Origin of the sequence: Streptomyces sp. NPDC049627, assembly GCF_044465645.1 — a bacterium.
Taxonomy (GTDB): Bacteria; Actinomycetota; Actinomycetes; order Streptomycetales; family Streptomycetaceae; genus Streptomyces.
Genome location: NZ_JBITLW010000002.1, coordinates 453,124 through 475,591, shown reverse-complemented (window position 1 = coordinate 475,591; position 22,468 = coordinate 453,124). Strand labels below are relative to the sequence as shown.

The 22,468-nt window shown below is 70.7% G+C and carries 27 protein-coding genes; 13 read left to right on the top strand and 14 right to left on the bottom strand.

What is annotated here, in order from left to right:
* The first annotated feature begins 50 nt into the window (after nt 1-50).
* Nucleotides 51-275, top strand: a complete 225-nt coding sequence (locus ACIBU0_RS07140; RefSeq protein WP_398812878.1) for a cold-shock protein — start codon at nt 51-53, stop codon at nt 273-275.
* A gap of 199 nt (nt 276-474) precedes the next feature.
* Nucleotides 475-1,029 carry a class IV adenylate cyclase gene (gene cyaB, locus ACIBU0_RS07135; protein WP_398812875.1) on the top strand — a complete coding sequence of 185 codons (555 nt, stop codon included), beginning with the start codon at nt 475-477 and terminating at the stop codon, nt 1,027-1,029.
* A 98-nt stretch (nt 1,030-1,127) separates the two neighbouring features.
* Here the strand turns inward: cyaB and ACIBU0_RS07130 are convergent, their stop codons facing one another.
* Nucleotides 1,128-1,565: an ATP-binding protein gene (locus tag ACIBU0_RS07130; RefSeq protein WP_398812872.1), complete on the bottom strand. Its 438-nt coding sequence runs from the start codon at nt 1,563-1,565 to the stop codon at nt 1,128-1,130.
* A 269-nt stretch (nt 1,566-1,834) separates the two neighbouring features.
* Complete coding sequence (locus ACIBU0_RS07125; RefSeq protein ID WP_398812869.1) at nt 1,835-2,575, bottom strand: GntR family transcriptional regulator; 741 nt, start codon at nt 2,573-2,575, stop codon at nt 1,835-1,837.
* Between the two features lie 80 nt (nt 2,576-2,655).
* On the opposite strand from ACIBU0_RS07125, the gene ACIBU0_RS07120 reads away from it, so the two are divergent.
* Entirely contained in the window at nt 2,656-3,750 is a 1,095-nt protein-coding gene (locus ACIBU0_RS07120) for a DUF1152 domain-containing protein (protein WP_398812866.1), read from the top strand.
* A gap of 230 nt (nt 3,751-3,980) precedes the next feature.
* Here the strand turns inward: ACIBU0_RS07120 and ACIBU0_RS07115 are convergent, their stop codons facing one another.
* Entirely contained in the window at nt 3,981-4,505 is a 525-nt protein-coding gene (locus ACIBU0_RS07115; protein WP_398812863.1) for a hypothetical protein, read from the bottom strand.
* Between the two features lie 1,036 nt (nt 4,506-5,541).
* Between ACIBU0_RS07115 and ACIBU0_RS07110 the strand changes: the two genes are divergently transcribed.
* The 3 genes from ACIBU0_RS07110 (at nt 5,542) to ACIBU0_RS07100 (ending at nt 7,330) form a co-directional block, all read left to right on the top strand.
* Nucleotides 5,542-5,682 (top strand): hypothetical protein, encoded by a 141-nt coding sequence (locus ACIBU0_RS07110; protein WP_398812860.1) that lies wholly within the window; start codon nt 5,542-5,544, stop codon nt 5,680-5,682.
* A 479-nt stretch (nt 5,683-6,161) separates the two neighbouring features.
* The gene (locus tag ACIBU0_RS07105) at nt 6,162-6,926 is read left to right on the top strand and encodes a hypothetical protein (RefSeq protein ID WP_398812857.1); all 765 of its coding nucleotides are present in this window, start codon (nt 6,162-6,164) and stop codon (nt 6,924-6,926) included.
* Between the two features lie 5 nt (nt 6,927-6,931).
* Entirely contained in the window at nt 6,932-7,330 is a 399-nt protein-coding gene (locus tag ACIBU0_RS07100; protein WP_398812855.1) for a hypothetical protein, read from the top strand.
* A gap of 93 nt (nt 7,331-7,423) precedes the next feature.
* Here ACIBU0_RS07100 and ACIBU0_RS07095 read toward each other — a convergent pair whose 3' ends face one another.
* The 3 genes from ACIBU0_RS07095 to ACIBU0_RS07085 form a co-directional block, all read right to left on the bottom strand.
* Nucleotides 7,424-7,915: an RNA polymerase sigma factor gene (locus ACIBU0_RS07095; RefSeq protein ID WP_398812852.1), complete on the bottom strand. Its 492-nt coding sequence runs from the start codon at nt 7,913-7,915 to the stop codon at nt 7,424-7,426.
* Nucleotides 7,916-8,061: 146 nt separating this feature from the next.
* The gene (locus ACIBU0_RS07090; protein WP_398812849.1) at nt 8,062-8,697 is read right to left on the bottom strand and encodes a class F sortase; all 636 of its coding nucleotides are present in this window, start codon (nt 8,695-8,697) and stop codon (nt 8,062-8,064) included.
* A complete protein-coding gene (locus tag ACIBU0_RS07085; RefSeq protein ID WP_398812846.1) occupies nt 8,694-9,125 on the bottom strand; it encodes a sortase-dependent protein in 432 nt (143 codons plus the stop codon). The genes ACIBU0_RS07090 and ACIBU0_RS07085 overlap by 4 nt, the downstream gene beginning before the upstream one ends.
* A gap of 175 nt (nt 9,126-9,300) precedes the next feature.
* Here ACIBU0_RS07085 and ACIBU0_RS07080 point away from each other — a divergent pair, with 175 nt between their 5' ends.
* Both ACIBU0_RS07080 and ACIBU0_RS07075 read left to right on the top strand, forming a co-directional pair.
* The gene (locus tag ACIBU0_RS07080) at nt 9,301-9,717 is read left to right on the top strand and encodes a DUF6153 family protein (protein WP_398812844.1); all 417 of its coding nucleotides are present in this window, start codon (nt 9,301-9,303) and stop codon (nt 9,715-9,717) included.
* A 136-nt stretch (nt 9,718-9,853) separates the two neighbouring features.
* Nucleotides 9,854-10,504 carry a DUF305 domain-containing protein gene (locus tag ACIBU0_RS07075; RefSeq protein WP_398813984.1) on the top strand — a complete coding sequence of 217 codons (651 nt, stop codon included), beginning with the start codon at nt 9,854-9,856 and terminating at the stop codon, nt 10,502-10,504.
* Between the two features lie 51 nt (nt 10,505-10,555).
* On the opposite strand, the gene ACIBU0_RS07070 is transcribed toward ACIBU0_RS07075, so the two are convergent.
* The 4 genes from ACIBU0_RS07070 to ACIBU0_RS07055 are packed head-to-tail and all read right to left on the bottom strand — an operon-like array spanning nt 10,556 to nt 14,704.
* Entirely contained in the window at nt 10,556-12,316 is a 1,761-nt protein-coding gene (locus ACIBU0_RS07070; RefSeq protein WP_398812839.1) for an ABC transporter ATP-binding protein, read from the bottom strand.
* Nucleotides 12,313-12,879 carry a lasso peptide biosynthesis B2 protein gene (locus ACIBU0_RS07065; RefSeq protein ID WP_398812836.1) on the bottom strand — a complete coding sequence of 189 codons (567 nt, stop codon included), beginning with the start codon at nt 12,877-12,879 and terminating at the stop codon, nt 12,313-12,315. The genes ACIBU0_RS07070 and ACIBU0_RS07065 overlap by 4 nt, the downstream gene beginning before the upstream one ends.
* Nucleotides 12,876-13,142 carry a PqqD family peptide modification chaperone gene (locus tag ACIBU0_RS07060; protein WP_398812834.1) on the bottom strand — a complete coding sequence of 89 codons (267 nt, stop codon included), beginning with the start codon at nt 13,140-13,142 and terminating at the stop codon, nt 12,876-12,878. Before ACIBU0_RS07060 ends, ACIBU0_RS07065 begins: the two co-directional genes overlap by 4 nt.
* 5 nt (nt 13,143-13,147) lie before the next feature.
* On the bottom strand, nt 13,148-14,704 hold the full coding sequence (locus tag ACIBU0_RS07055) for an asparagine synthase-related protein (protein WP_398812831.1): 1,557 nt from the start codon (nt 14,702-14,704) through the stop codon (nt 13,148-13,150).
* A gap of 347 nt (nt 14,705-15,051) precedes the next feature.
* Here ACIBU0_RS07055 and ACIBU0_RS07050 point away from each other — a divergent pair, with 347 nt between their 5' ends.
* The 3 genes from ACIBU0_RS07050 to ACIBU0_RS07040 all read left to right on the top strand — a co-directional run bounded on the left by ACIBU0_RS07050 (nt 15,052) and on the right by ACIBU0_RS07040 (nt 17,216).
* On the top strand, nt 15,052-15,804 hold the full coding sequence (locus tag ACIBU0_RS07050; protein ID WP_398812828.1) for a class I SAM-dependent methyltransferase: 753 nt from the start codon (nt 15,052-15,054) through the stop codon (nt 15,802-15,804).
* A 323-nt stretch (nt 15,805-16,127) separates the two neighbouring features.
* Entirely contained in the window at nt 16,128-16,619 is a 492-nt protein-coding gene (locus tag ACIBU0_RS07045) for a VOC family protein (protein ID WP_398812825.1), read from the top strand.
* 225 nt (nt 16,620-16,844) lie between these two features.
* Nucleotides 16,845-17,216 carry a DUF6479 family protein gene (locus tag ACIBU0_RS07040; protein ID WP_398812822.1) on the top strand — a complete coding sequence of 124 codons (372 nt, stop codon included), beginning with the start codon at nt 16,845-16,847 and terminating at the stop codon, nt 17,214-17,216.
* Between the two features lie 15 nt (nt 17,217-17,231).
* Here the strand turns inward: ACIBU0_RS07040 and ACIBU0_RS07035 are convergent, their stop codons facing one another.
* The gene (locus ACIBU0_RS07035) at nt 17,232-17,768 is read right to left on the bottom strand and encodes a hypothetical protein (RefSeq protein WP_398812820.1); all 537 of its coding nucleotides are present in this window, start codon (nt 17,766-17,768) and stop codon (nt 17,232-17,234) included.
* A gap of 194 nt (nt 17,769-17,962) precedes the next feature.
* Between ACIBU0_RS07035 and ACIBU0_RS07030 the strand changes: the two genes are divergently transcribed.
* Nucleotides 17,963-18,424: an FxLYD domain-containing protein gene (locus ACIBU0_RS07030; protein ID WP_398812817.1), complete on the top strand. Its 462-nt coding sequence runs from the start codon at nt 17,963-17,965 to the stop codon at nt 18,422-18,424.
* Here ACIBU0_RS07030 and ACIBU0_RS07025 read toward each other — a convergent pair.
* Nucleotides 18,418-19,578, bottom strand: coding sequence for an FAD-dependent oxidoreductase (locus ACIBU0_RS07025; RefSeq protein WP_398812815.1), 1,161 nt, complete (start codon nt 19,576-19,578; stop codon nt 18,418-18,420). The genes ACIBU0_RS07030 and ACIBU0_RS07025 overlap by 7 nt on opposite strands.
* A 260-nt stretch (nt 19,579-19,838) precedes the next feature.
* Here ACIBU0_RS07025 and ACIBU0_RS07020 point away from each other — a divergent pair, with 260 nt between their 5' ends.
* A complete protein-coding gene (locus ACIBU0_RS07020) occupies nt 19,839-20,687 on the top strand; it encodes a GNAT family N-acetyltransferase (RefSeq protein WP_398812812.1) in 849 nt (282 codons plus the stop codon).
* 12 nt (nt 20,688-20,699) lie between these two features.
* Here the strand turns inward: ACIBU0_RS07020 and ACIBU0_RS07015 are convergent, their stop codons facing one another.
* Nucleotides 20,700-21,458: a hypothetical protein gene (locus tag ACIBU0_RS07015; protein WP_398812809.1), complete on the bottom strand. Its 759-nt coding sequence runs from the start codon at nt 21,456-21,458 to the stop codon at nt 20,700-20,702.
* Nucleotides 21,459-21,543: 85 nt separating this feature from the next.
* On the bottom strand, nt 21,544-22,332 hold the full coding sequence (locus tag ACIBU0_RS07010; RefSeq protein ID WP_398812806.1) for a carboxypeptidase regulatory-like domain-containing protein: 789 nt from the start codon (nt 22,330-22,332) through the stop codon (nt 21,544-21,546).
* Nucleotides 22,333-22,468: the final 136 nt, after the last annotated feature.

Below are 22,468 nucleotides of genomic sequence, written 5' to 3'. Positions count from 1 at the left end.
GTCGCGACCCCCGGCAGCACTGTGCCGTGCACGAGCCGTAGGGTTCCCTCATGGCGACTGCGACGGTCAGGGAGTGGCACGACGAGGAAGGGTGGGGCGTACTCGACTGCGCCGAGACGCCCGGCGGATGTTGGGGCCACTACTCCGACATCCAAAAGCCCGGCTTCCGCACCCTGTCGCCCGGCCAGCAAGTAGACCTCAAGTGGGAAGCCCCCGGCTTCAAGCAGGACGGCTACGACTACCGCGCGGTGAGCATCGTGCCGCGGGCCGGCTGACATCCACAGCTGGCATTGGCCCATACCTGCGACATCAGCGTACGGCGCTGCCGCATGCTTCCCATGTGGCGCCTCATGACTCGGCGACGTACAAGGTGATGAAGACCCCGCACGGCCCCCTATTCCGGGGCTTCCGCAGGATGTTCGAGGCCATCGTCGACGGCGCCCAACGCACGGCCTGAAGGACGAGGAACCGTTCATGATCGAGGCGGAGTTGAAAGCCCGCGTGCACTCGCCCGAAGCGGTCATGCGGCTGCTCGACAAACACGCGTCAGCCCGCGTCGAGGTATACCGAGACACGTATTACGACCACCCCGACGGGTCCCTGGAGCAGGCCGGCGAGGAACTACGAGTACGGACTGTGCAAGGGAGGGACGGAACCCGCACGGTGCTTACATACAAGGGCGCCGCGGTCGACGAGGAGTCCGGTTCCAAACCCGAACACGAGACCCGCGTCGAGACTGCGGAGGCGACCCACGCCATCCTGCGCGGCCTCGGATACGTGCCGTTCATCGCCTTCGAGAAGCACTGCCGCAACTACGACTTCGAGGTACGGGGACGCAAGATGCTGGCGACTCTGGTATGCGTCCCGGAGATCGACGGCACGTTCCTCGAAGTGGAAACACTCGTCGACGAAAATGACGTGACCGCAGCCTTGGAAGACATCCGCGCCGTCCTCACCGCCCTTGGCATCGGCCCGGACGACCTCACACGCGAGACGTACACCGGCGCCGTCGCCGCGCAACGCCGCTGATGGCCCAGCAGGGTCTCGCCTACCGCAGAGACCTGCAACGCCCGGCCAGCAGACCAGCGACAATTGGAGTGCCGCAGTCGACGCGGCAGAGGACTCTCTCAGGGCCGCCAGGCATCAGCCATCACGAAGGAGACGACCGTACCGCCGAAGCGGCTCGGGCCGGAGTGCCACGAATCGGCGATGGCGTCCACCAGGAGCAGCCCGCGCCCATGGGCGTCGTTGGCGTCGGGGCGGCGCAGCCGCACGTTCGCCGGGAAACCCGGGTTGTGTACTTCGACCCGGAGTGAGTTCTCCTCTCGGTACCACTCCACCCGGACTGCCCACGGGTCGTCCGACCGACCGTAGGCGATGGCATTGGTGACCAGCTCCGAAATCATCAGCGCGCAGTCGTCGACCGAGCAGGTCGGGTTGTACGGGGCGATGAACTTCTGGAACCAGCGCCGGGCCCGAGGTACAGACTCCGGCGTGGGATGCAAGGTCATCGCCCCGAGTCGCGGTGAGTCCGGACTGGGGTCGCGGTCGATTGTGTAGGCCATCCGCACTCACTCCCTGCCGGTGCCGTGGCAGTCGAGGCACCGTCGCTTCGATGCGGCACGGGCACGGTCGTTGACGGTGGAGAGCGCCGGAGTCGTACGCGAGGTGACGCGTTTCCAACCGCACCCCCGGCGGGCTGAGCGCGTGCCCTGATCCAGCCGCTGACTCGTCACGCCGTGCCCCCCCTTCCGATCAAGTGGCCTTAGCCACTTACTGGATAGTGGCATTAGCCACCCTCGTCTGCAAGCAGTTCGGCGGAACTCATGCGCCGTCAGGTGAGCGGGTAACCCTGTTCGAACGCCCAGCGGTGAGGCGGGTATGCGGCCTCGGCGAACTCCAGCGGCCGGCCCTGAAGGTCGAAGACGACGTGATGGACGACCAAGACAGCGGAACCGGGCGCTAGTTGGAGGTCAGCGGCCTCCTCGGCCGTTGCGGAGCGCGCGCACATCCGGTCTTCGGCGTAGCTTCCTTGACGTCCCGTCATGTTCCCGACGTACAGCAGGGTGCCCTCCTGAATCCGCTCAGGATCCATGAGTTTGGGCGCCTTCTGGCCGACGTCAGGAGCGAACCACGAGGTGGACAGCGTGATGGGGCCGTCCTGATTGTTGGTCACGCGCCGCCGGTGCACGGCCCGCCGGTCCTTGACCAGGCCCAACGCCTCAGCGACGTAATCCGGCGCCTCCAACCAGCCGGCCGAGGTGATCACGGCGTACTCGCCGGAGGTATAGATCTTCCCGGTCAGCCGCGCCCGCCCGTACAGCTCACGTGCCCGCCGGTTGACCTCCAGGCTTCGCACGTACGTGCCGGACCCCTGCCGCTTCTCGACCAGGCCCTGATGACTCAGAGCCTCCAGCGAACGAGCGGCTGTCGGCCTCGACACCTTCCAGTCCGCCGCCAGTTGGCGCTCCGAGGGAACCTCGTCCCCCGGCCGCAGGTCTCCCCGAAGGATCTGATCGCGGATGTAGTGCGCGATCTGGAGATACTTCGGCTGAGCCTCCTCAATCTGAGGCATGCTTCCTCCTCGCCCAAGTGGCTATAGCCTCTAGCCACTATAGGGTGAGCGGCCACTGTTCGAACCCGTACGCTGTCTGCATGACGCGGCTGATCGTCGCAGCAGGAGGAGGGGGCGACGCCGTCGCCGCCGCAATGCTTGACGCCGCCCTGTACGGCGACGACGGCAGAGCGGTGATCTTCACGTACGCGTGGGACCGCCTCCTGGTCGACCCGCTACCGGGCCCAAGGGGAGTAGCCGACTTCACCGGCCTCGAACCCCTCACGCCCGCCGTCTGGTCAGTGCCGGCCACGGCCCGCCCGATCGCTCCAGCAGGATCGACACTCCCCCGACTCGCCGCCGAACTCCCGCACACCTTCGCCCTGATCGACCCGCACCAGGGCGCGGAGGGCCTCACGCGCCAACTCGAAGAGCTGGTGAGCCACTTGGAGCCGGAGTCGATCGATCTCCTGGACGTGGGCGGCGACATCCTGGCCCGAGGCGACGAACCGACCCTCAAGAGCCCACTCGCCGACGCCCTCACCCTGGCCGCCTGCTGCCAAGTGAACGCGCCCACCCGGCTGTTGATCGCAGGCCCAGGCTTGGACGGCGAACTCTCGCCGAGTGACCTGCACCCCGCGCTCGGAGGCGTCACGCACACCCTCACGGCGAAGGACGTAGAGCCGATCAGCGCGGTCCTGGAATGGCACCCCTCCGAGGCAACCGCGATGCTCGCGGCGACCGCCCGAGGAGTCCGGGGCACTTGCGAAGTTCGGGACGCCGGCCTTCCCGTCCCCCTCACCGCCGAGGGGGCGACGGTCCATGAAGTCGACCTCGACGAAGCCTTGAGCCGCAACAGCCTGGCGCGGGCCATCATGACGACCGCCACCTTGGATGAGGTCGAGGCGTACAGCCGCGAGGTCTGCGGATTCTCCGAGATCGACTATGAGCGCAACAAGGCTGCGTGGCTGAAGGATCAGCCGCCCGTAGAGCTCGACGCTGAGGCCGTTCTAGCCCGGCTCGACCAGTTCGAGGCGGAGGCCCGAAGCCGCGGAGTCACCCACACGACGTTCCGCCACATCACCGAGGCCTTGAACCTCGACGGCTCTCAGCGCGATGCCCTGCGCCAGCTGCTCATCAACAGCCGCCCGGAGCAGTACGACGCGCCCCTGTGGCACATCGCAGCCGCATCCTGAGTAACAACCTTCTTCACGGGTTCAAGACGGCTCGCTCCGCTCCCCGCGCATCGCGGCTGGGGCGGTCGGCTCGCCCGCCCTACGGAGCCACTTTGGCGCTGAGCCTCGAAGATCATGGCCCCAACGTCGTGCTTTACCGGGCAGGTCCACAGACTGCCCGACGCGCCGGAAGCTTACGGGGCCATGATCACTCGCGCCAACTGGCTGCGGCGACCGAACGCCAGATATTCTCATTCCTTAGACACCTGAGCCCAGGCGTCCAGGTATTTCAGCCCCTCTGGTGTAACATCCAGGTAATTCCTGAGGTGGAGCTCGCTGCCAGGATGCCCATGATTGTTTCTCATTGCATGCAGCCCGGTCCCGTCATGGGGAGCCACATAGCCCATGGCGTCAAGGTGCTCCAATTCGTTGTACATGGACCACTCGAAACGCACATAGTCGTCCTGCAAACCTGCGATCTTCTCCAGGTGCGAGAGCATATGTCTGGTGACAAGGCCGCGCACGACCAATTTAAGGATGTCGACCTGGTCTCCCAACCCGTTGATCTGTTCCTTCTGTCCGCTAATCTCTTGCTGTTGCCCGCGGATCTGCTCTTGGAACTTCACGCTTAGGCTTTTTAGGTCGGTAGAGAATTCCAGGATAGGTCCGGAGTGAGCAAAGACCAGGAATGTCGCCGCTAGTATGCCTAGCGCTATCACTACTACCGGGTTCAGGTCATCACCCAGGCTGCCGACAATTATGTATGCGACCAGCACGGCCAGTAGCAGGAGACCCGGGACGAGGTACCACCTGCCCAACCGCGCCGCAGGGGATGCCGGACGGGGAGTTGGTAGCAGATGCACCGAGACCACCCCTCTCCCCACAACTTTCACGAAGGATGTCCGTCAACTCCAGTGTCCCACTGCCACCACAAAGAATATTGAAACCGTATCTACCGGACGGCTACCAGTCTGGCTTCAACGCCCGCAGACGCGCGCAGATACCTCGGGGCGGCCCGTCGGTGGTCTTCTCTCCGCCCCTCGTCACGTTCGAGATGGAACTGCAGTACAGCAGCGGAGTACAGCAACTCAAGCAACCGGCAGTCCCGGCATCGGCCCTCATGGCCCTCCTTGCAGCCTGTATGCCCCCTTCAATGACCGTCTCTACAGAGCTACGGACCAGAAGGTTGCGGCCGTGGTGTCCCCCGCGGCCGCACCACAAGCGCAGATCCAGCGGGGAACCACTTGCGCGTCGGGCGGCCGGTGGCCATCTGACGGATCAACACCGACCAGCCTGAAGCGTGCGGCATTGGCATTGCGAAGTGAGCCTCTCCGGGTTCGTGCCATGCCGGAGACTCCATCAGTCCCGGAGCGGATCACGCGCCGGGACGTGTCCGAGGATTGAGGCCTTTCCGGGAAAGAGTCTCACCAGACTCGCCGTGCCCAAGTGCTGCAGTCGTGGAATGCGAAACCCAACCATGCCTGGAAGCCAGGCTTCTCCAATCGCTTCAATGCTCTGGTGAAGCCGTCCATGCTGAGATCCGAGTCCCAGTTACTGGAAACCACCAGTTCGCCGAGCCTCTGCCAGCCTCCAGCAGCGAAGATGCTATCGAGCCCGGCCCCACCGTCCCTCTCAGTTTCCGTCTCATTCAGCGCCGTTCACGGCCGTTCAGGCGCGACCCGGAGCCGTACCCACACTGGCGACCAGGCCGCCCATGGACGCAGGTGAACGCCCCTGCACACAGCGCAAGACCCCACCAACACAGTTGGAAAGCGTGCTGGCACCGCCACTCTGGTCGTCAGAGGATGGCAAGTGAACGCCGAACAGGTGCAGGGCCTTATCGAGGTGCTGCTCAACCCCAGGGCAGTCATCGGTGGTCGGGACGACGCCGCTATGAACTTGTACGCAACGGATGATCCCCGTACGCGCGCAGCCCTGCTCAAGGTGGCGTGACGCGAGCACGCCCGATATAGCGAGGCGAGTGCTGGTGAGTCGCTGGGTCAGGTCGCCGTGTCAAGGATTCGTCCGCTGTCGGAGTTGGAACGGGCGCAACTTACGCCAGAAGCACGACACGAGTACGACGAGTTCCATGAGGTTGCGTGCACCATAAGCGCACCAGATCGAGGGGACAGCGGGAACCACAGTGAAAGCCGCGGAGTCCGGCGAAACAAGCGCCCACGCCGTTCACCCAAGCCAACCCCCGAACGGCTCCAAACTGATCGCAGCTTCCCAAGCCGATGTCCCGAGTTCATGCTTCGCACACCCGAAGACCCACAGACCTCACCGCACCACACCGAGATCGCCGTCCTCACCCCGCACCCCGGACCGCTCCGCGCCCCCCCACCCCCCGTGCCGTATCCTCACGCCACCCGCCGTGCCCGCGACCAGGGGGGATCCAGGATCGTCGGCCGGCTCTAACTTTGTGGGGATTCATGCGTTCAGCATCCATAGGTGCCGTTCTCGCCGGCGCCCTCGCCCTGTGTGGCTCTGCTCTCACCGTGCTGCCCGCGCAGGCGGCGGAGACCGGTGTGGAGATCAAGAAGGTGTCCGTGAACGGTGGCAAGAGCATCGTGTTCGGGATCTCCCGGACGGAGTCGTTCACCATCTCGGTGACGGCTTCCGATGATTCGGGGATCAGCAAGGACCTCGCGTTCTTGCAGATCGACCGGGAGAAGGGGGACGACTACTGGTCGTACCACGGAACTCCCACGTGCACGGCCAGCAGCGCCACCACGTCGACCTGCAAGCTCACGGTCAAGCTCGACCCGGACATCGACCTGCCCCGCAACGCGCTCGCCGGGCCCTGGGACGTGTACGTCCAGCTGAAGGCCAAGGACGGTGACTACTACGGCGGCGTCTACGGCACCCACCCGGTGAAGCGGCGCTCCACGCTCAGCGTCGATGCCTCGCCCGAGCCGGTCACCAAGGGCAAGGCGATCACGGTCACGGGGAAGCTCGCCCGGGCCAACTGGGACCGGTACGTCTACGCGGGCTACACCTACCAGTCCGTGCAGCTGCAGTTCCGGCCCTCCGGCAGCAGCACCTACACCACCGTCAAGACCGTCAAGACGGACGGCACCGGCAAGTTGAGGACCAGCGTCACCGCCAACCGCGACGGTTACTGGCGCTGGAACTTCGCCGGCACCGCCACCACTCCGGCCGTCAAGACCGCCGGGGACTTCGTCGACGTGCGTTGACGCAGATGCAGCATGCGGTCGTCTACGGCCGCACCGCGCTGGACTGCGGTGTGGCCGGGGCCCCGGTCGGAACCGCCGACGGTTCGTCCCGCGCCGTCGGCGGCGACGTCGTCGGCAGCGAAGTCGGTGTTGCCGACGGCGACGACGGCTCGGCAGTGGCGGCCGGACCGCTCGGCGTGCGGGTGCGGGACTCCGACGGGGTGGGCACGGGCGACGGCTCGGACGGGGTCGTGCGGCTGGTCGTCGGCGGGGGTGCCAGCGGGGGCGTCGGGGTCATGGGGCCGTCGGGCCTCGCAAAATACAGCGGCACCGCGATGAGTGCCGCGGCCACGCAGGTCGCACCGAGTCCCGCCGCTGCGCGCAGGAGGCGGCGGCGGGACGCCCTGCGCCGGATCGCCTCGTAGTGGCCGGGGGGTGGGGCCAGGTGGGCCGAGGACGGGCGGAGAATCACCGCGAGGGGGTCGTCGGGGGCCAGTTCGAGGCCCTCCCCCTCGTCGTCAAAGCGTGTGGTCAAGGCTTCTCCTCAGATGGACGCGGAGCAGTTCGCGGGCCGCGTGCAGGTCGGCCTTGACGGTTCCTTCCTTGCGTCCGGTCAGCACGGACACCTCCCGGATCGGCATGTCAGCGTAGTAGTGGAGGAGGATCGGGGTGCGCAGGCGTTCGGGGAGGGACTGGACCAGCAGGCGTACGGACGGATCCGCCTGTTCCGCGGGGGAGTTGACCGCCGCTTCCGTCTCTGCCCGGCGTATCGCCCTGCGCTCGCGTTCCAGCTTGCGCCAGTGGTCCCGGACGAGGTTGGCCGCGGTGACGTAGAGGAAGCCGCGCGGCTCGTCGACCCTGCTCCAGCGGGCCCAAAGCCGGGTGAAGGCCTCGGAGGCGATCTCGTGGGCCGTCTCGTCGTCGTCGACGAGACGGCGGCACCAGCCGGCGAGGCGCGGGTACAGGGCGGCGAACAGCTCGGACGCTGCCTTGTCTCGGGACCGTTTCAACGCTCTCCATCGTCGTGACGGCAGTAATACGGCAGTGATAGTGACGGCGGCCGGGGGCCCGTCCCCGTGGGGGAGGATGCCGGGCCGTCGGCGTACGTTCCGTGGTTCGGCCCGGCCGACCGGCCAGGGGGACAGGTTCCGGACGGTCAAGGGGACGTAGAGGTCAATCCGGCGAAGACGATCACGTTGTCGCGGTACTCGTCCCCGGCACGCGGCCCCCCGCACGTGATCAGCCGCAGCTCCGGCCGGTCCACGTCCCCGTACACGTCGTCCGCCGGAAACTCCGCCTTGGCCACCGTCCGTACGGCGCCGACCGCGAACTCCGCAGAGCTGCCGTCCTCCCTGCGCACCACGATCCGGTCGCCCCGGTGCAGCCGGGCGAGGTGGCGGAACACGCCGTCGCCGTACGCGCCCACCGTGACATGGCCGAGGATGACCGACGGGCCGACCTGACCCGGTGTCGGCGAGTGCCGGTACCAGCCCGCGCGGTCGTCGGCCGTGATCGGCGGCACCTGCACGGTGCCGTTCGCCGCCAGGCCGAGGCGGATGACAGGAGTGTCCACGCCGATCGCCGGGATGTGCAGTCCGACCGGGACCGAACGGGCAAGGGCACGCGGCGAGTTCGCCGACGCCGAGGAGGACGGATCCTCACCAGCCGTGTCCTTACCCCTCGTTCTGCGGGAGTGGGCGCTCGCGGCAGGGTCCGTTCCCCGGCCGCCGCAGCCCACCAGCAGTGAGGCCATCGCCGCCGTGGTGAACGCCCGCCTCGACAGCGGCGTCATGCCCCGTTCGCCCTCCGACGCCGTACGACGAAGGCGGTCGCGCCACCGGCGGCGAGCACCGCGGCCGCTCCCCCGCCGATCAGCCCGCCCGGTTCGGTACCGGACGCCGAAGCCGTCGGCGCCACTCCGGTGTCGGGCGCCCCCGACGGTACGACGGAGACCTGGCCGCCCTCCGACGGCCGGGTCGGTTCGGCCGCCGACGGTGCCGAGGGGGCGGGGGTGGCGGTACGGGTCGGCTCGGCGCTCGGCGCACTGCTCGGCACGGCGCTCGGCTCGGCGGCGCTCGGCTCAGTGGTGGGCGTCGGCACGGCCGTGGCCGTCCGGCCGGGGACCGCACTCGGGGCGGCTCCGTCGGCGAACGCGGGCGTGACGCCCGCCAGCAGGGCGGTGCACGTGAGTGCCATGGCGCTGAAGACGGTTCGGCGCATCGAATGCTCTCTTTCGTCGGCCCGCCCGGTACTCCGGTGTCCCGGTACCCGGCGGTCTGGGTGACGGGTCGAGCGGAGAGACGACGCGGCGGCGGAGCGGGTTGTAAAGAGATGGCAAAGCCCGTTTTCCTGGGACGGCTGAACCGGACGCGCGCGGCATCCGTACGATGAAGGCGTGACAGCCCGTGCGCAGCACCACCGTGCGCTGCGGCTCCCGAGGACGGGGCCGTGGCGCATGCTTCTGCTGCTCGGGCTGCTCGCCGGGCTGTTCGGGATGCACGCGCTCGGACCCGGCAACGCGGTCGCGGCCGCCTCTCATCACCCCCATGCGCGCGCCATGAGCGCCGCCATGCCGGCCACCGCCGACGAGACCGTCTGCCACGGCGGCGTAGCAGGCGGCGGGCACGCCCAGCACGCCGACCCGACCTGCGCCTCCGGTGCCGTCGGTGCCGGGCCCGTGCTGCCGGGCCTTTTGCCGGATCCGGCCGGGAGCGCCGTCCACGGCGACCTCTTCGGCCGTTCCGTGACCGCCGTGCCGGAGGGCGGGCGCGCGCCTCCCTCACTGGCCGAACTGCAGATCCTGCGGACCTAGGACAAGGCCGAGCCGTCCCCGTCACCGTCACCGATCCGGTCGGGCGTACGGCACTCAGCCATGTCCATTCCCCTGCCGCGCCCGCGTCGGCGCAGCAGTTCTCGTACACGCAGGAGTTCTCAGCATGACCAGCACGATGACCCGCACGCGTACCCTCGTCCGTCGCGCCGCTCTGGCCGCGACGGCCGCCACCGCCGCCCTCGTCCTCGCCGCCTGCGGCGGTGACAACGGCTCCGACTCCGGCTCCGCGGCCAAGGAGTCGGCCACGTCGAGCGCCGACGCCGGTGCCGGTGCCACCGCAGGTGCCCACAACGACCAGGACGTCTCCTTCGCGCAGGGCATGATCCCGCACCACCAGCAGGCCCTCGAGATGGCGGAGATGGCCGCCGACCGCGCCTCGTCCGCGCAGGTCAAGGACCTCGCCGCACGGATCCGGAAGGCGCAGGACCCGGAGATCCAGACCATGTCCGGCTGGCTGAAGACCTGGGGCGAGGACGTGCCCGCGTCGATGCCCGGCATGGACCACTCCGGCGGTCACTCCGGTGGTTCCGGCATGGCCGGGATGATGGACAAGAAGGACATGGACGAGCTGATGAAGGCGTCCGGCAAGGACTTCGACACCATGTTCCTGACCATGATGGTCGAGCACCACGAGGGCGCGGTGGAGATGGCCACCACCGAGAAGGAGAAGGGCCAGTACGGTCCCGCGACCGAGCTGGCCGACGCCGTCATCACCGCCCAGACCGCCGAGATCAAGGAGATGAACCAGCTGCTCGGCAAGGGCTGACGTGCCGGACGGCGGTGGGGCCCCGTCCCTGTGGACACGGCCCCGCCGCCGTCACCGGCCGTCCGCCGCGACCCCCGCCTGGGACAGGCGGCGGTAGTGCTCGCTGCTCGCCAGCAGTTCCTCGTGGGTGCCGGTGGCGGCGACCCGGCCGGTGTCCAGGACCACGACGGCGTCGGCGGCGCGGATCGTGGAGAAGCGGTGGGCGATGACCAGCAGGGCGCACTCCTCGGTGATCCGGCGGATCGAGCGGCGCAGCGCCGCCTCGTTGGCCGCGTCCAGGTGGGCTGTCGGTTCGTCGAGGAGCAGCAGTGCGGGGCGGGCGAGCAGGGAGCGGGCCAGGGCGATGCGCTGGCGTTCGCCGCCGGAGAGGGACATGCCCCGTTCGCCCGCCTCCGTGTCCAGGCCGTGCGGTGAGCGGGCCACGACCTCGGTGAGCTGCGCCAGTTCGATCACCCGGTCCAGGTCGGCCGGGTCCGCGTCGGGCGCGGCGTACAGGAGGTTCTCGCGCAGCGTGCCGTACAGCACCGGCGCGTGCTGCTCCACCAGGCCGATCCGTGCGCGGTGTGCGGCCCGGCCCAGGGTGCGCACGTCCCGGCCCTCGAACAGGACGCGCCCGGCGTCGGGGGCGTAGAAGCGCTCGGCCAGCGCGAAGACCGTGGACTTGCCGGCGCCTGAGCTGCCGATCAGGGCGACGTGGCCGTGCCGGGGGACGGCGAAGGAGACGTCGTGGAGGACCGGGTGGGCCGGGTCGTAGCCGAAGCGGACGTTCTGGAATTCCAGTACGGCGGTGGTATCGGCCTGAGTCGACGGCTGCGGGACCGGCGGGAGGAGCGGTTGCGGTTCGGGCGGGAGGTCCAGGACCTCCGTGATGCGCCGGAGCGCGCCCAGGCCCTGGCGCATGGTGCTCAGCGCCTGGAAGACGGCGGCGACCGGGGCCATCAGGTAGAGCATGTAGAGGAGGAACGCGGCGAGTTCGGCCACCGAGGACGCCGATCCGTCCCGGCCGGCCGCCCGCATGCCGCCGACCATCAGCACCAGCAGGAACGAACCGTTGATGGTGAGCATGACCGCCGGGGCGACCACCGCGTCCAGCGCCCCGACCCGCACGCTCTGGGTGTACGCCGACCGCGCCTCGGCCCCGATGCGCAGCGTCTCGCGCTCCTCGGCGCCGCTGGCCCGCACGGTGCGGATGGCGCCCAGCGCCCGCTCCAGTTCGGCGGTCATGGCGCCCGTCGCCTGCTGGGCGCGGAGCGAGGCCCGTTCGATGCCGCGCAGCACCGATGCCACCGCCAGGGAGCCGATCGCGATCACGACCAGCACCAGCAGGAACAGCACCCAGTCCAGCCACACCATCAGGGCGACGACGCCGACGAGCCCGATGCTGCCGGTGACGGCGTCGGTGAAACCCTCGGAGACGAGCAGCCGCAGGGCGGTGCTGTCGGCGCTGGTCCGGGCGATCAGGTCGCCGGTGCGACGGCGGTCGTACGTCCGCATGGGCAGCCGGAGCAGATGGGCGATCAGGCCGAGGCGCAGGCCGAGGACGACGCCTTCGCCGGTGCGGGCCAGCACATAGCGCGCCACGCCCTGCACGGCGGCCTGCGCGAGGAAGAGCACGATCAGCAGCCCGACCGCTCCGCCGGTCGCCGCGCCCGCGCCGGCCTCCTCGATTACCCGCTTGACGACCAGCGGCTGGGCGAGGGCGAGCGCGGAGCCGGCCAGGGCCAGCAGCGCGGCCCCCGTGATCCGGCGGCCGTGGCCGCGCAGGACCCGGCGGACCTCCTGCGCCCCGGTGCGCGGCCGTACGTCGGTCATACGCCGCCCCGCAGCTGCCCGGAATCCCGCGCGTACCCGGAACCCGGTACATGCTCGGAACCCGGTACATGCTCGGAACCGAACCGCTGCAGCACCGTGAACCCGGTCCGCACCCCCGGTATGTCCGCGAGCACCTCCCCGTGCAGCTCGGCCCAGGCGTGGCACGCGAAGCGCCCGCCGATCGACGTGCGCTGCCGGGCGACGACGACCTCGACCGGCAGGCCGAGCGTGGTGAGGTACACGGCGAGGGCGTACGAGCGGGCCAGGCACAGCGCGTCGGGATCGGCCGGCCGCAGGGCGGTGAGGCAGCTCAGCACCTCACGGCGGGCGAGGCCGATCGCCTCCGCCGGCTCGGTCTCCGGGCGCACCGTGGGCCGCAGGGAGCGCAGATACCGCTGGGCCTCGGACCAGCCGCGCCGCCGGAGCAGGCGGGCCGCCCGCACGGTGCGGGCGGCGGCGAGCAGCCGGGCCCGGCGAGGCGGCCGGCGCGGCGGAGGGCCGGGCTCCCAGAGCAGGAACTCCCAGTCGTCGGCGGGGTTCTGCACGGCGGCGGAGTTCTTCACGGCGCCGGTTCGGCGAGGTGGGACTCGGTGAGCCGGCCGGTCAGGCTGGTGAGGCCCTCGCGCAGCACCGCGTCACTGGCGTCGATGCGTGTCCCGAGGTGCCGTACGGCCTCGTCGGTGGTGTCGTACTCGAGTGCGGCCTGCAGCATGAGCGTGGCCACGGGGTTCAGCTCGTAGTACGCACCCTCCGTGCCGTCCAGCAGAAGTCCCGTGCCGTCGGCGGGGTCGAAGACGGTCTGGTCGGTGAGGCGCAGCAGCGGCATGACGGTCACCTCCGGTCGTCGGCCGTACGGGCCGGCCGAAGTCGTGCTTCGAGGTCGCGCAGGAAGAGCTCGACCATGGCGGAACAGAGCAGGTTCTCGGCGTTGCGGCGCAGCGCCCGCGGATCGGCGAGGACCCCGGCGAGCCGTTGCGGGTCGACGACGCCCAGGGCGGTCAGCCGGGCGTCGGGGTCGCCGAGGACGCGGGCGAGCGCGTCGGGGTGGCGCAGACACCAGGTCTCGTCGGGGGAGCCCAGCCAGGTCCGCCCGTAGTGCCGCCACACGTCGGGCGGCAGCCGGTGGGCGGCGGCCAGCCGCAGCACCGGCTTGTCGATGGTGCGCCCGGCGTACGGGATGAGGCGGTAGGCGTCGGGCAGCCGGGCCGCGAGGCGCCGCAGCGGCCGGCCGCCGAGCGGTTTGGCGAGGTGGATGCCGCGGGGCCGCCACAGCGCGAGGTTCAGGGTGTTCTCCTGGGGCGCGAAGTCCAGGTCGTACGCCTCGGGGGCGGCGTCCGGGTGCGGGACGAGGAAGTCATCGCCGAGTTCCGTCTCGGCCAGCGCCTCGGGGTCGGCGTACAGGGAGTAGGAGGGCCGGGCGCTGCGCAGCAGCCGGCTCAGCTCCCAGCGGGTGCCGAGCAGCCCGCGCAGCATCCGCCACTTCTCCCGTCCCGGTATGTCGGCTGCGAGGATGTCGTGCAGCCCGTAGCGCAGTGGCCCGAAGAGCATGTCCCCCTCCAGTCCGGATACGACGATCCGCACGCCGTCGGCCGCGATGCGGTCGGCGACCCGTTCCAGGGTGCGCAGCCAGACGTGGTTGAAGGGGTGGGGCAGGTCGAGACCGGTGGCGAAGTAGTCCTCGTCGTCCGTGACGCGCGGGACGGTGACCAGGGGCACGCCGAGGTGCCGGCAGACCCGGCGGGCGTATCCGGACTCGTCGGCCGAGGGATCGTCGGTGCCCATGTGGTACGCCGTGACGTCCGCACCGTGCTCGGTGAGCGCCGCCAGGACGGTGGCCGAGTCGACGCCGCCGGAGAGGAGGATGCCGACGCGGCCGGCGTCGGCCCAGCGGCGGGTCTCCTGCAGCAGCAGGTCGTAGGTGAGGCGGGCGTAGGTGCGCAGGGGGGTGCGGCGGGGCAGGTCGAGAGGGGTCGCGCGGTCGTAGGTCTCGGTGCGGGTGGTGCGCGGGCCGAGGGCGACGAACTGGCCGGGGTGCAGCAGGGGTCCGAGGTGCGGGTAGAGGAAGACGTCCTCGCCCCGGCAGCTGCGCCAGAGGGTCTCACCGTCGAAGTCGGGGAACCGGCCGTCGAGGAGGTCCCTCGGATCGGTGGACCAGGAGATGTGGCCGCCGGCCCTGCGGTGGAAGATCTGGTCGGGGCTGCACAGCCCGCGGAAAATGAGGATCCGCTGCGGGGTGGCGACACATCCGGAGAGCTCTGCGGGGAGGGATCTGAGTATACGCCCGAGCGTTTCGAATTGCGCGCCGGACGCGGCGTCGGCAATTCTCTGGACGAATTCCAGGGGTGGATGCAATACGGCAGGACCGAGGAACAGAAATCGCTCGGTCAACCATTGAAGCGACAAATAGCCGTCGGCCGCGATGGCCCCTCCCCGCCGATTGATCGCAGCAGGCGAGGGGCCGAACCGATGGTGTGTCACAGGATGTTGCCGTGGCCGAGGAGGTCAGGAACACCGCGGCGCAGCTGGCCGGTGAGGTCCTCAATCCGTCCTAGTCGGACGACTGTGGGGGCCGTGTACCTCAGCATGTTCTTCACCTTCTTTCCCTCATGAGTAATCTATTACGGAGTACCCCGGATTTCACATCCAGCACGGTGTACGCCAATTAAAAGGGGGCTGTCCTGTCGAAGCAGCAGCGATTCGACGTGTGGGCGTCGGGAGCCGCTTACGAGCGGTACATGGGCCGGTGGAGCAGAGTCGTCGCGCGGGAATTCCTGGCGTGGCTCGGGTGTGCGGACGGTCTGCGGTGGCTGGACGTGGGGTGCGGCACGGGTGTGCTGTCGGCGGTGGTGACGGAGCGGTGCGGTCCCCGGGTGGTGGTGGGGTGCGACCGTTCCGAGGGATTCGTGGGCGCGGCTGCCCGGACGACGGCGCCGGCTTCCGGTGCGCCGCGTTTCGTCGTGGCGGACGCGACGGCGCTGCCCGCGCGGGCCGGCGCCTTCGACGTGGCGGTCAGCGGGCTGACACTGAACTTCCTGCCCGAACCCGCCGATGGGGTACGGGAGTTGGCCCGGGTCGTCCGTCCGGGGGGCCTCGTCGCGGCGTACGTGTGGGACTACGGCGACGGCATGGGCTTCCTGCGCCGCTTCTGGGACGCGGCCACCGCGGTGGACCCGGACGCCGCCGCGCTCGACGAGGGCCGCCGGTTCCCCGACTGCCGTCCGGAACCTTTGCACAGGCTGTGGACGGGCGCGGGCCTCACCGCCGTATCCACCACCGCGATCGAGGTCCCCACGGTCTTCACCGGCTTCGCCGACCTGTGGAACCCCTTCCTGTCCGGCCAGGGCCCCGCCCCGGGCTACGTCGCCTCCCTCACCCCGACCACCCGCAACCGACTCCGCGACACCCTGCACGCCATCCTCCCCACCGCACCGGACGGATCGATCCCGCTCACGGCACGGGCGTGGGCCGTGCGGGGAGTCCGGGGCTGACGGCCGCGACCACCTTTCGCTTCCTGGCCAGGCGGAGCCAGGGGACAGGGAATCGCGACGCCGGATCGGACTCCCCGCGCCGCGCCACCTCGCCTCCCTCACCCCGACCACCCGCAACCGACTCCGCGACACCCTGCACGCCATCCTCCCCACCGCACCGGACCGATCGATCCCACTCACGGCACGAGCGTGGGCCGTGCGGGGAGTCCGGGGCTGACCAGTGGGGGCGTGAGGTCGAGGGGGCGGGCCGGAATCCCGGGCCTCGCACCGGAGTTCACCCTTCACGACCCAGGGTGTCCAGAACCGATGTCAAGGAGCCGATCATGTCCGACACACCGTCTTCCGGCGCACCGACCCCGGACGCACCGTCCGCCGACGCCCCCTCCGGACCCCCCGTCCGCGAGCTCCGTCTGGTCGTCACGGCGGCCGACTACGACGAGGCGCTGCGCTTCTACCGGGACGTGCTGGGGCTCCCCGAGCGCGGGGCGTTCTCGTCCCCCGGCGGCCGGGTCACCATCCTCGACGCCGGGCGGGCCACGCTGGAGCTGACCGACCCGAACCACGCGGAGTTCATCGACGAGGTCGAGGTCGGCCGACGGGTGGCGGGCCATGTCCGGGTCGCCTTCCAGGTGGACGACTCCACCGCCGCCACCGCCAGGCTGGCGGCTGCCGGTGCCGAGGTCCTCGCGGAACCCACCCGCACCCCCTGGAACTCCCTCAACTCCCGCCTGCAAGCCCCCGGCGCCCTTCAGCTGACGCTCTTCACGGAGCTGGGCGAGCCGGACGAGGCGGACGAGGGGGAGAAAGGCGCCTAGGCCCGCGAGGGTCCGCGAGCGGAGGCCGTTCGGGCCGGCCGAGACGGGGCCACTCCGCAAGTGGACGACTCCACCGCCGCCACCGCCGGGCTGGCGGCCACCGGGACCGAGGTCCGCGCGGAACCCACCCGCACGCGGAGCCGGACGGGCCGGACGAGGGGGGCCGGCCGAGACGGGGCCGCTCCGTCGAGGAGCTTATTCGTCCGTTTCGGTGATAATTGAGGCATGAGTACGGCGACGACGTTTGTAGTAGCGGCCACGTCGAGTGAGGTACTCAACGTGATCGCCGCCTTTGTGGGTGGCCTGTTCATCGCCGGTGCCCTGATCTGGGCCGTGTCACTCGGCATGCGGGTCCGTGACAAGGAGCTGCCCCGGCCCAAGCCCGACGAGCAGCCGCACCTCCCCGACACCGGCCCGGTCCACGAGGTCCGGGAGGTCCGGGAACCGGACGAAGTCCCGCACGCGGACGGCAGGGAGCGTCTCCTGCCGCACGAGCTGCACCATGCGGGCAGCAGGCGCAGCGAGGACCAGCACCGCAAGCGCTGGCTGCCCGGCAAGAGCGGCTCCTTCGGTGGGGGCGGTATCGGGCACGCCTGAGTCCGGGCCCAGGGCCTACACGGGCGCGACCGCGCCCCCGGAGTCGTCCGGCGCCAGGGCGAGGGCCAGGATCACGAAGAAGTCGATCCCCACCATGATCACCGACCACACCGGCGTGTACGGCAGGAACAGGAAGTGCGCGACCAGGCTGAGGCACGCCAGGAAGATGCCGGTGATCCGCGCCCACCACGCTCCCTTGAGGATGCCGTAGCCGACCGCGGCGACCACGACGCCGAGGGCGAGCAGGATCCAGCCCCACGCCGTGAGGTTGATCTTGAAGACGTAGTCGCCGAGACGGCCGTAGACGTCGTCCTCAGCGATCGCGGAGATGCCCTGGAGGACGGCCAGCAGCCCGTTCACCAGCATCAGCACACCCGCGAAGACGAGCGCGCCGGTGGCCCGGCCGATGGTGGAGGGCTCAGAGGGTGCGGGGGGTTCGAGCCGGTATCCGCCGCCGGGGGCCGGTGCGGTGGCGGGCCCGGCCCCGGCCGGGCGTCGAGAACCGGGAGCGCCGTGGGCTGCGTCGGTTGCATGCGGCTGCGGCTGGCTCATGGCTGCCGTACCCCACTTCTCGCGTGTTCCGCGGTCGTGTTCTGCGGTCGATACGACGATGAGTTCACCCGGGGGCCCGCCACCACGGGGGGCGGGCCGATCGGGTGACGGGCCGATCGGGTGCGGCCGGGGTGCGGGCACGGGCGTACGGATCTTCACTGGAGCTCGAACCGGAACGCACCGCTGGAGGCGCCATGCCCGGTCACCGAACCCGGTGGACGACGACAACCACGATCCTCACGACGACCGCCGCGCTGGCCGCCGCCTTCCTGAGCGCGTGCAGCGACGACGACACACCCTCCTCGGTGGCCAGCAAGGCGGCCTCCGCCTTCGCCTCGGCGACGGCCGAGGCGGGCCGCCAGCTGGACGACATCAAGGGCGGCATCGACGCCAAGGACGCCGTGAGCCTCGCCGACCCGACGACCGACTCGGACGGCCGTACGACCGTGAAGGTCACGGCGAAGAACACGACCGACTCGACCAGGTCCTTCGCCGTGCAGATCAACTTCCGTGACGAGGACGGCAACCTCCTCGACGCGGCCGTGGCGACCGTGTCCGACGTGCCGGCCGGCGGGACGGGCACCGGCACCGCACGCAGCACACGGGAACTGGGTGGCGAGGTACGGGCGGAGGTCGCCAGGGCGGTGCGCTACTGACGCTGCCGAGCGGCTCGGGCGACCTGCTCGTCCTCGTCCCGCTCGCCCCGGGTGAAGAAGTCGACCATGTCCTCGAGCGTGGGATGGTCGACGACGGCGGCTTCCTCTTCGCCGACCGCGGTGCTGCGAGGGAAGAGCGCCTGCTCGTACGCGGCCAGCGCCGCCTCGACGTCGTCGGGGTGCGCGGCGAGGGCCGCACCGAGTTCGGCGCCGTCCAGCATGGCCAGGTTGGCGCCTTCGCCGTTCGGGGGCAGGAGGTGGGCGGCGTCGCCGACCAGGATCACCCCCGGCACCCGGTCCCACCGGTGGCCGACCGGCAGCGTGTAGAGGTGCCGCAGTACCGGCGGGGTGTCGCTGTCGGTGATCAGTGCGGTGAGTTCCGGCGCCCAGCCGGCGAACTCCTGCGCGATCCGCGCGGAGGCCGCGGCGGCATCGGTGAAGTCGATACCGGCGAACCAGTCCAGCGGCTTCGACAGCATCACGTAGGCGTGGAGGGTCCCGCCCTTCTCCCGGTGAGCCGCGATCTGCCGCTCACCCTCCTCCAGCGCGAACATCGCCCCGCCACCGACCGCCTTCGCTGCGGCGGGGTGCCGCGTGCCGGCGTCGAACAGGTAGGTCTCGACGACCGACGTGCCGGTGTACTCGGGCACCGCGTCGGAGAGGAGGCGCCGGACGCGTGACCACGCGCCGTCCGCGCCGACGAGGAGGTTCGTCGCGGTGGTGGTGCCGTCGGCGAAGGTCACCTCGTGCCGGCCCTCGCCGAGCCGACGGGCACCGCTGACCTTGTGGCCCCACCGGACGGTGCCGGCCGGGAGCGAGTCGAGCAGGATCTGCCGCAGCTCGCCGCGCTGGACCTCGGGGCGTCCTCCTGTGCCGTCGTCGGCCTGGTCGAGCCGGACGGTCCCCTCCCGGTCGAGGATCCGCATCGCCTGGCGGCCCTCCAGGATGATGCCGCGGAACTCGTCCATCAGGCCGGCGGCCCGCAGGGCCTGCTGGCCGTTGTAGTCGTGGATGTCGAGCATTCCGCCCTGCGAGCGCTCCGTCGGCGAGGCCTCGGCCTCGTAGACCGTGGCCGGGATGCCGTGCACGTGCAGGACCCGGGCGAGCGTCAGCCCGCCGAGCCCGGCGCCGATGATCGTGACGTCAGTGGTCATCGTGATTCCTTGGTCAGGGTGGTCGCGTGTGTGTCGCACACCCGCCGGACGGCCGCCCGGCAGGTCTCCACGAAGACTCCGGCCCGCAACCGACAGGCCACCGACATCGCACCGACAGCCCCGACACGTCACCGACACCGACACCGACACCGCGAGACGTCACCGACACCGACACCGCGACACGGAGACCGGCGCACCCGACCGCCCGGGCGCGGATTTCCGGATGCGGCAGGGCGCCACCGCATGGTGGGATGCGCCGCATGAGCGACTCATCGCTGCGTGCCCGGATCGAGCAGTACTACGCGACCGTGCCCTTGCTGTTCGCCGACGCCGAGCCGTTCGGGCCGCTGCGGCTGTTCGTGCGGAAGGAGCCGGGGACCCCGTACTACGGCGGTCCGAGCCACGCTCAGCCCGTCGCGGAGCGCTCCGCGGCCGTCACCGCCGCCGATATCGCCCGGGTGCGCGCCCGGCAGCGCGAGCTGGGGGTGCCGGAGGCCTTCGAGTGGCTGGCCGAGGCGGCACCGACGCTGCGCGCCCGTATCGAGGCGGCCGGCCTCCCCGTGGCGGAACGCCCGCTGATGGCGCTCGACCCGCACCGCCTGATCCCCCCTCAGCCCCTGCCGCAGGGCGTCACGATCCGCGCCCTGACGGCCGACGACCCGGCCCTGCCCGCGGCACTCGCCCTGCCCCGCCTGGCCTTCGCCCGGGCAGGCACCGCGGTGGGCCCGGCGGGCCGAGCCGAACTGGCGGCTGCGGCCGCTGAGTTGACCGCGGACGGCACGGTCGAGGTGACCCGCCCCACCCTCCGCGCGGGCCACAAGACGCTCGTCGCCGCCCTCGGCCCTGACGGCACCCCGCTCGCCGTCGGCCACTACCACCCGGCGAACGGCACCACCGAGGTCGGCGGCGTCGGCACCCTGCCCACCGCCCGCCGCCAGGGCCTGGCCGCCGCCGTGACCGCGGCCCTGGCCGCCCACGCCCGCGACCACGGGGTGCACACCGTCTTCCTCGCCTACGCGGAGGACACCGTCGCCCGCATCTACGCCCGCCTGGGCTTCCGCCCGGCCGGCGTCACCCTGCTGATCGCCGATCAGCCGGCACGGTCGTAGGGCGGGGAGACCTCAGCGACGGCGCTTCACGTCCGTGCAACCCACCTCCACGGAGCCTCCGTACGACTCCACGGCGGCTCCCGTGCCACCGACCCTGCCGGACTGGCACAGTTCGCCGCCCATGCTGCGCAGGTCGAGGACGAACTCCACGGCGTCACCGGAGCGCCTCGGCCCGTGGATGCGCTGGTCGATGTAGCCGAGGCGGTGCAGGACCGTGCGGACCTGCCGGGGTGTCGGGTCGGTCATGCCGCCGAACGCCTCGGTGATCCGGCGTTCATGGTTGCGAGCCGCGCATTTCTCGATGGAGCTCAGCTCGGTCTCCTTCCTGGCGGCCTCCGGGTCCCGGGGTTCGGACGGGGGCGGGGGCTCCTCCGGGACGGCGAGTTCGGGCAGTGGCTCGGTGGGGGGCTTCTCAGCGGACTGTTCCTCCAACGGGTCCTCCACAGGTTCCGTCGGCAGCCCCGAAGGCAGCAAATGCCTCACGCACGGCTCCGCGACGGAGTTGAGCAGTTCCATGAAGGGGAGGAACTCGGTGTCGTCAGCGTCGACGTCGTCGGGCAGGGAGGGCGCCGGCGAGGAAGCCGCGGCCCGGGACCCGGCCGCGGGTTTCCCGGCACTGTCGCCGCCGTCGCCGTCGCCGCCTGCGGGACGTTCCGTTCCGCAGGCGGCGAGGGCCACGGCGCACAGTGCGGTCAACGCCGTGCCGCGCAGGGCGCGTGGGAGGCGCCGCAAAGGCGCGGTACAGGAGTCTTGCCTGGATGGTCGCTTCATGTTCGCAGTGTGGGCGCGGGGGCGGGCCCCGGCATGAGCACGGGTACTCACGGCCTGCGGCCGCGCCTACTCACGTACGTCCGCCTCACTCCGCCCCGCGCCGGGGGCGTCGGCCCTCGCTGTCCGCCACCGTGTCCCGCTGCCCCTCGGCCGCCCCGGCCACGGTGATGTTGATCTGCTCGCTCGTCGCGCTGACGCCGTTCAGCGTCGCCGTCGCCTGGAGGCGCCCGGGGCCGGGGCGCAGGGCGAGGCCGGGGACGCAGGTCCAGATGCCGTCGGGTGCGGCGGTGGTCGTGCAGACCTCGTTCTCCGCCGCGTCGCGGACCGTGACCTGGGCGCCGGGGTAGGCCGTCCCGGACGTCTTCGGCGACGCGCTCAGCGGGACGCCCGACTGGGGGCGGGACAGGGTCGGCGCGGGCAGTCCCACCGTCACGGCGCAGGTGCCCTTCGCCCGCACGCCGCCCTTGGCGTCCCTCAGGGTGACGGTGCAGTCGGGGAGCCGGGTGCCGGGCTCGGCGTCCGGGCGGACCGACAGGACGAAGGGGAACGTACGGCTCTTCCAGGCCGCCGACGCCGACTCCTCGCCGGCCGCGTGGTCGCCGGCCGCGGCGGACGGCCCCGTGAAGGTGTACGTCCCGCTGCCGCCGCCCCGCGCCACCGCCCCCCGGTACCCGCTCACCGCGAACGGCGCGCCCGTCACCCTCGCCTTCGCCGGGGCCGTCAGCGTCAGCACGGACCCCGCTCCCAGTGCCGCCCCCTCGTAGCCGCCGACCTCGACGACGCCTTCCCGGCCCGGCTCGATGGTCGCGGCGGCCCAGAGGCCGCGGTCGGCCGATCCGGACGCGGTCCCGGGCATCACCATCACGCCCGCCACGGCGAGCGCCCCCCATGTCGTCGTCCTCCAGGACGCCTTCCAGGACGTCTTCCAAGACGTTTTCCAGGACGTTTTCCAGGACGTTTTCCAGGACGTTTTCCAGGACATCTTCCAGGGCCTGCTCATGCCTGCGATT

Bases quoted from the DNA above. Each gene is read 5' to 3' on its own strand.
- ACIBU0_RS07025 (WP_398812815.1), bottom strand. From the start codon at position 19,578: ATGACCACTGACGTCACGATCATCGGCGCCGGGCTCGGCGGGCTGACG.
- ACIBU0_RS07085 (WP_398812846.1), bottom strand. From the start codon at position 9,125: ATGCGCCGAACCGTCTTCAGCGCCATGGCACTCACGTGCACCGCCCTG.
- ACIBU0_RS07090 (WP_398812849.1), bottom strand. From the start codon at position 8,697: ATGACGCCGCTGTCGAGGCGGGCGTTCACCACGGCGGCGATGGCCTCA.
- ACIBU0_RS07075 (WP_398813984.1), top strand. From the start codon at position 9,854: ATGACCCGCACGCGTACCCTCGTCCGTCGCGCCGCTCTGGCCGCGACG.
- ACIBU0_RS07060 (WP_398812834.1), bottom strand. From the start codon at position 13,142: ATGCCGCTGCTGCGCCTCACCGACCAGACCGTCTTCGACCCCGCCGAC.
- ACIBU0_RS07120 (WP_398812866.1), top strand. From the start codon at position 2,656: ATGACGCGGCTGATCGTCGCAGCAGGAGGAGGGGGCGACGCCGTCGCC.
- ACIBU0_RS07015 (WP_398812809.1), bottom strand. From the start codon at position 21,458: ATGAAGCGACCATCCAGGCAAGACTCCTGTACCGCGCCTTTGCGGCGC.
- ACIBU0_RS07100 (WP_398812855.1), top strand. From the start codon at position 6,932: ATGCAGCATGCGGTCGTCTACGGCCGCACCGCGCTGGACTGCGGTGTG.
- ACIBU0_RS07045 (WP_398812825.1), top strand. From the start codon at position 16,128: ATGTCCGACACACCGTCTTCCGGCGCACCGACCCCGGACGCACCGTCC.
- ACIBU0_RS07140 (WP_398812878.1), top strand. From the start codon at position 51: ATGGCGACTGCGACGGTCAGGGAGTGGCACGACGAGGAAGGGTGGGGC.
- ACIBU0_RS07040 (WP_398812822.1), top strand. From the start codon at position 16,845: ATGAGTACGGCGACGACGTTTGTAGTAGCGGCCACGTCGAGTGAGGTA.
- ACIBU0_RS07070 (WP_398812839.1), bottom strand. From the start codon at position 12,316: ATGACCGACGTACGGCCGCGCACCGGGGCGCAGGAGGTCCGCCGGGTC.
- ACIBU0_RS07030 (WP_398812817.1), top strand. From the start codon at position 17,963: ATGCCCGGTCACCGAACCCGGTGGACGACGACAACCACGATCCTCACG.
- ACIBU0_RS07125 (WP_398812869.1), bottom strand. From the start codon at position 2,575: ATGCCTCAGATTGAGGAGGCTCAGCCGAAGTATCTCCAGATCGCGCAC.
- ACIBU0_RS07105 (WP_398812857.1), top strand. From the start codon at position 6,162: ATGCGTTCAGCATCCATAGGTGCCGTTCTCGCCGGCGCCCTCGCCCTG.
- ACIBU0_RS07050 (WP_398812828.1), top strand. From the start codon at position 15,052: ATGGGCCGGTGGAGCAGAGTCGTCGCGCGGGAATTCCTGGCGTGGCTC.
- ACIBU0_RS07020 (WP_398812812.1), top strand. From the start codon at position 19,839: ATGAGCGACTCATCGCTGCGTGCCCGGATCGAGCAGTACTACGCGACC.
- cyaB (WP_398812875.1), top strand. From the start codon at position 475: ATGATCGAGGCGGAGTTGAAAGCCCGCGTGCACTCGCCCGAAGCGGTC.
- ACIBU0_RS07130 (WP_398812872.1), bottom strand. From the start codon at position 1,565: ATGGCCTACACAATCGACCGCGACCCCAGTCCGGACTCACCGCGACTC.
- ACIBU0_RS07035 (WP_398812820.1), bottom strand. From the start codon at position 17,768: ATGAGCCAGCCGCAGCCGCATGCAACCGACGCAGCCCACGGCGCTCCC.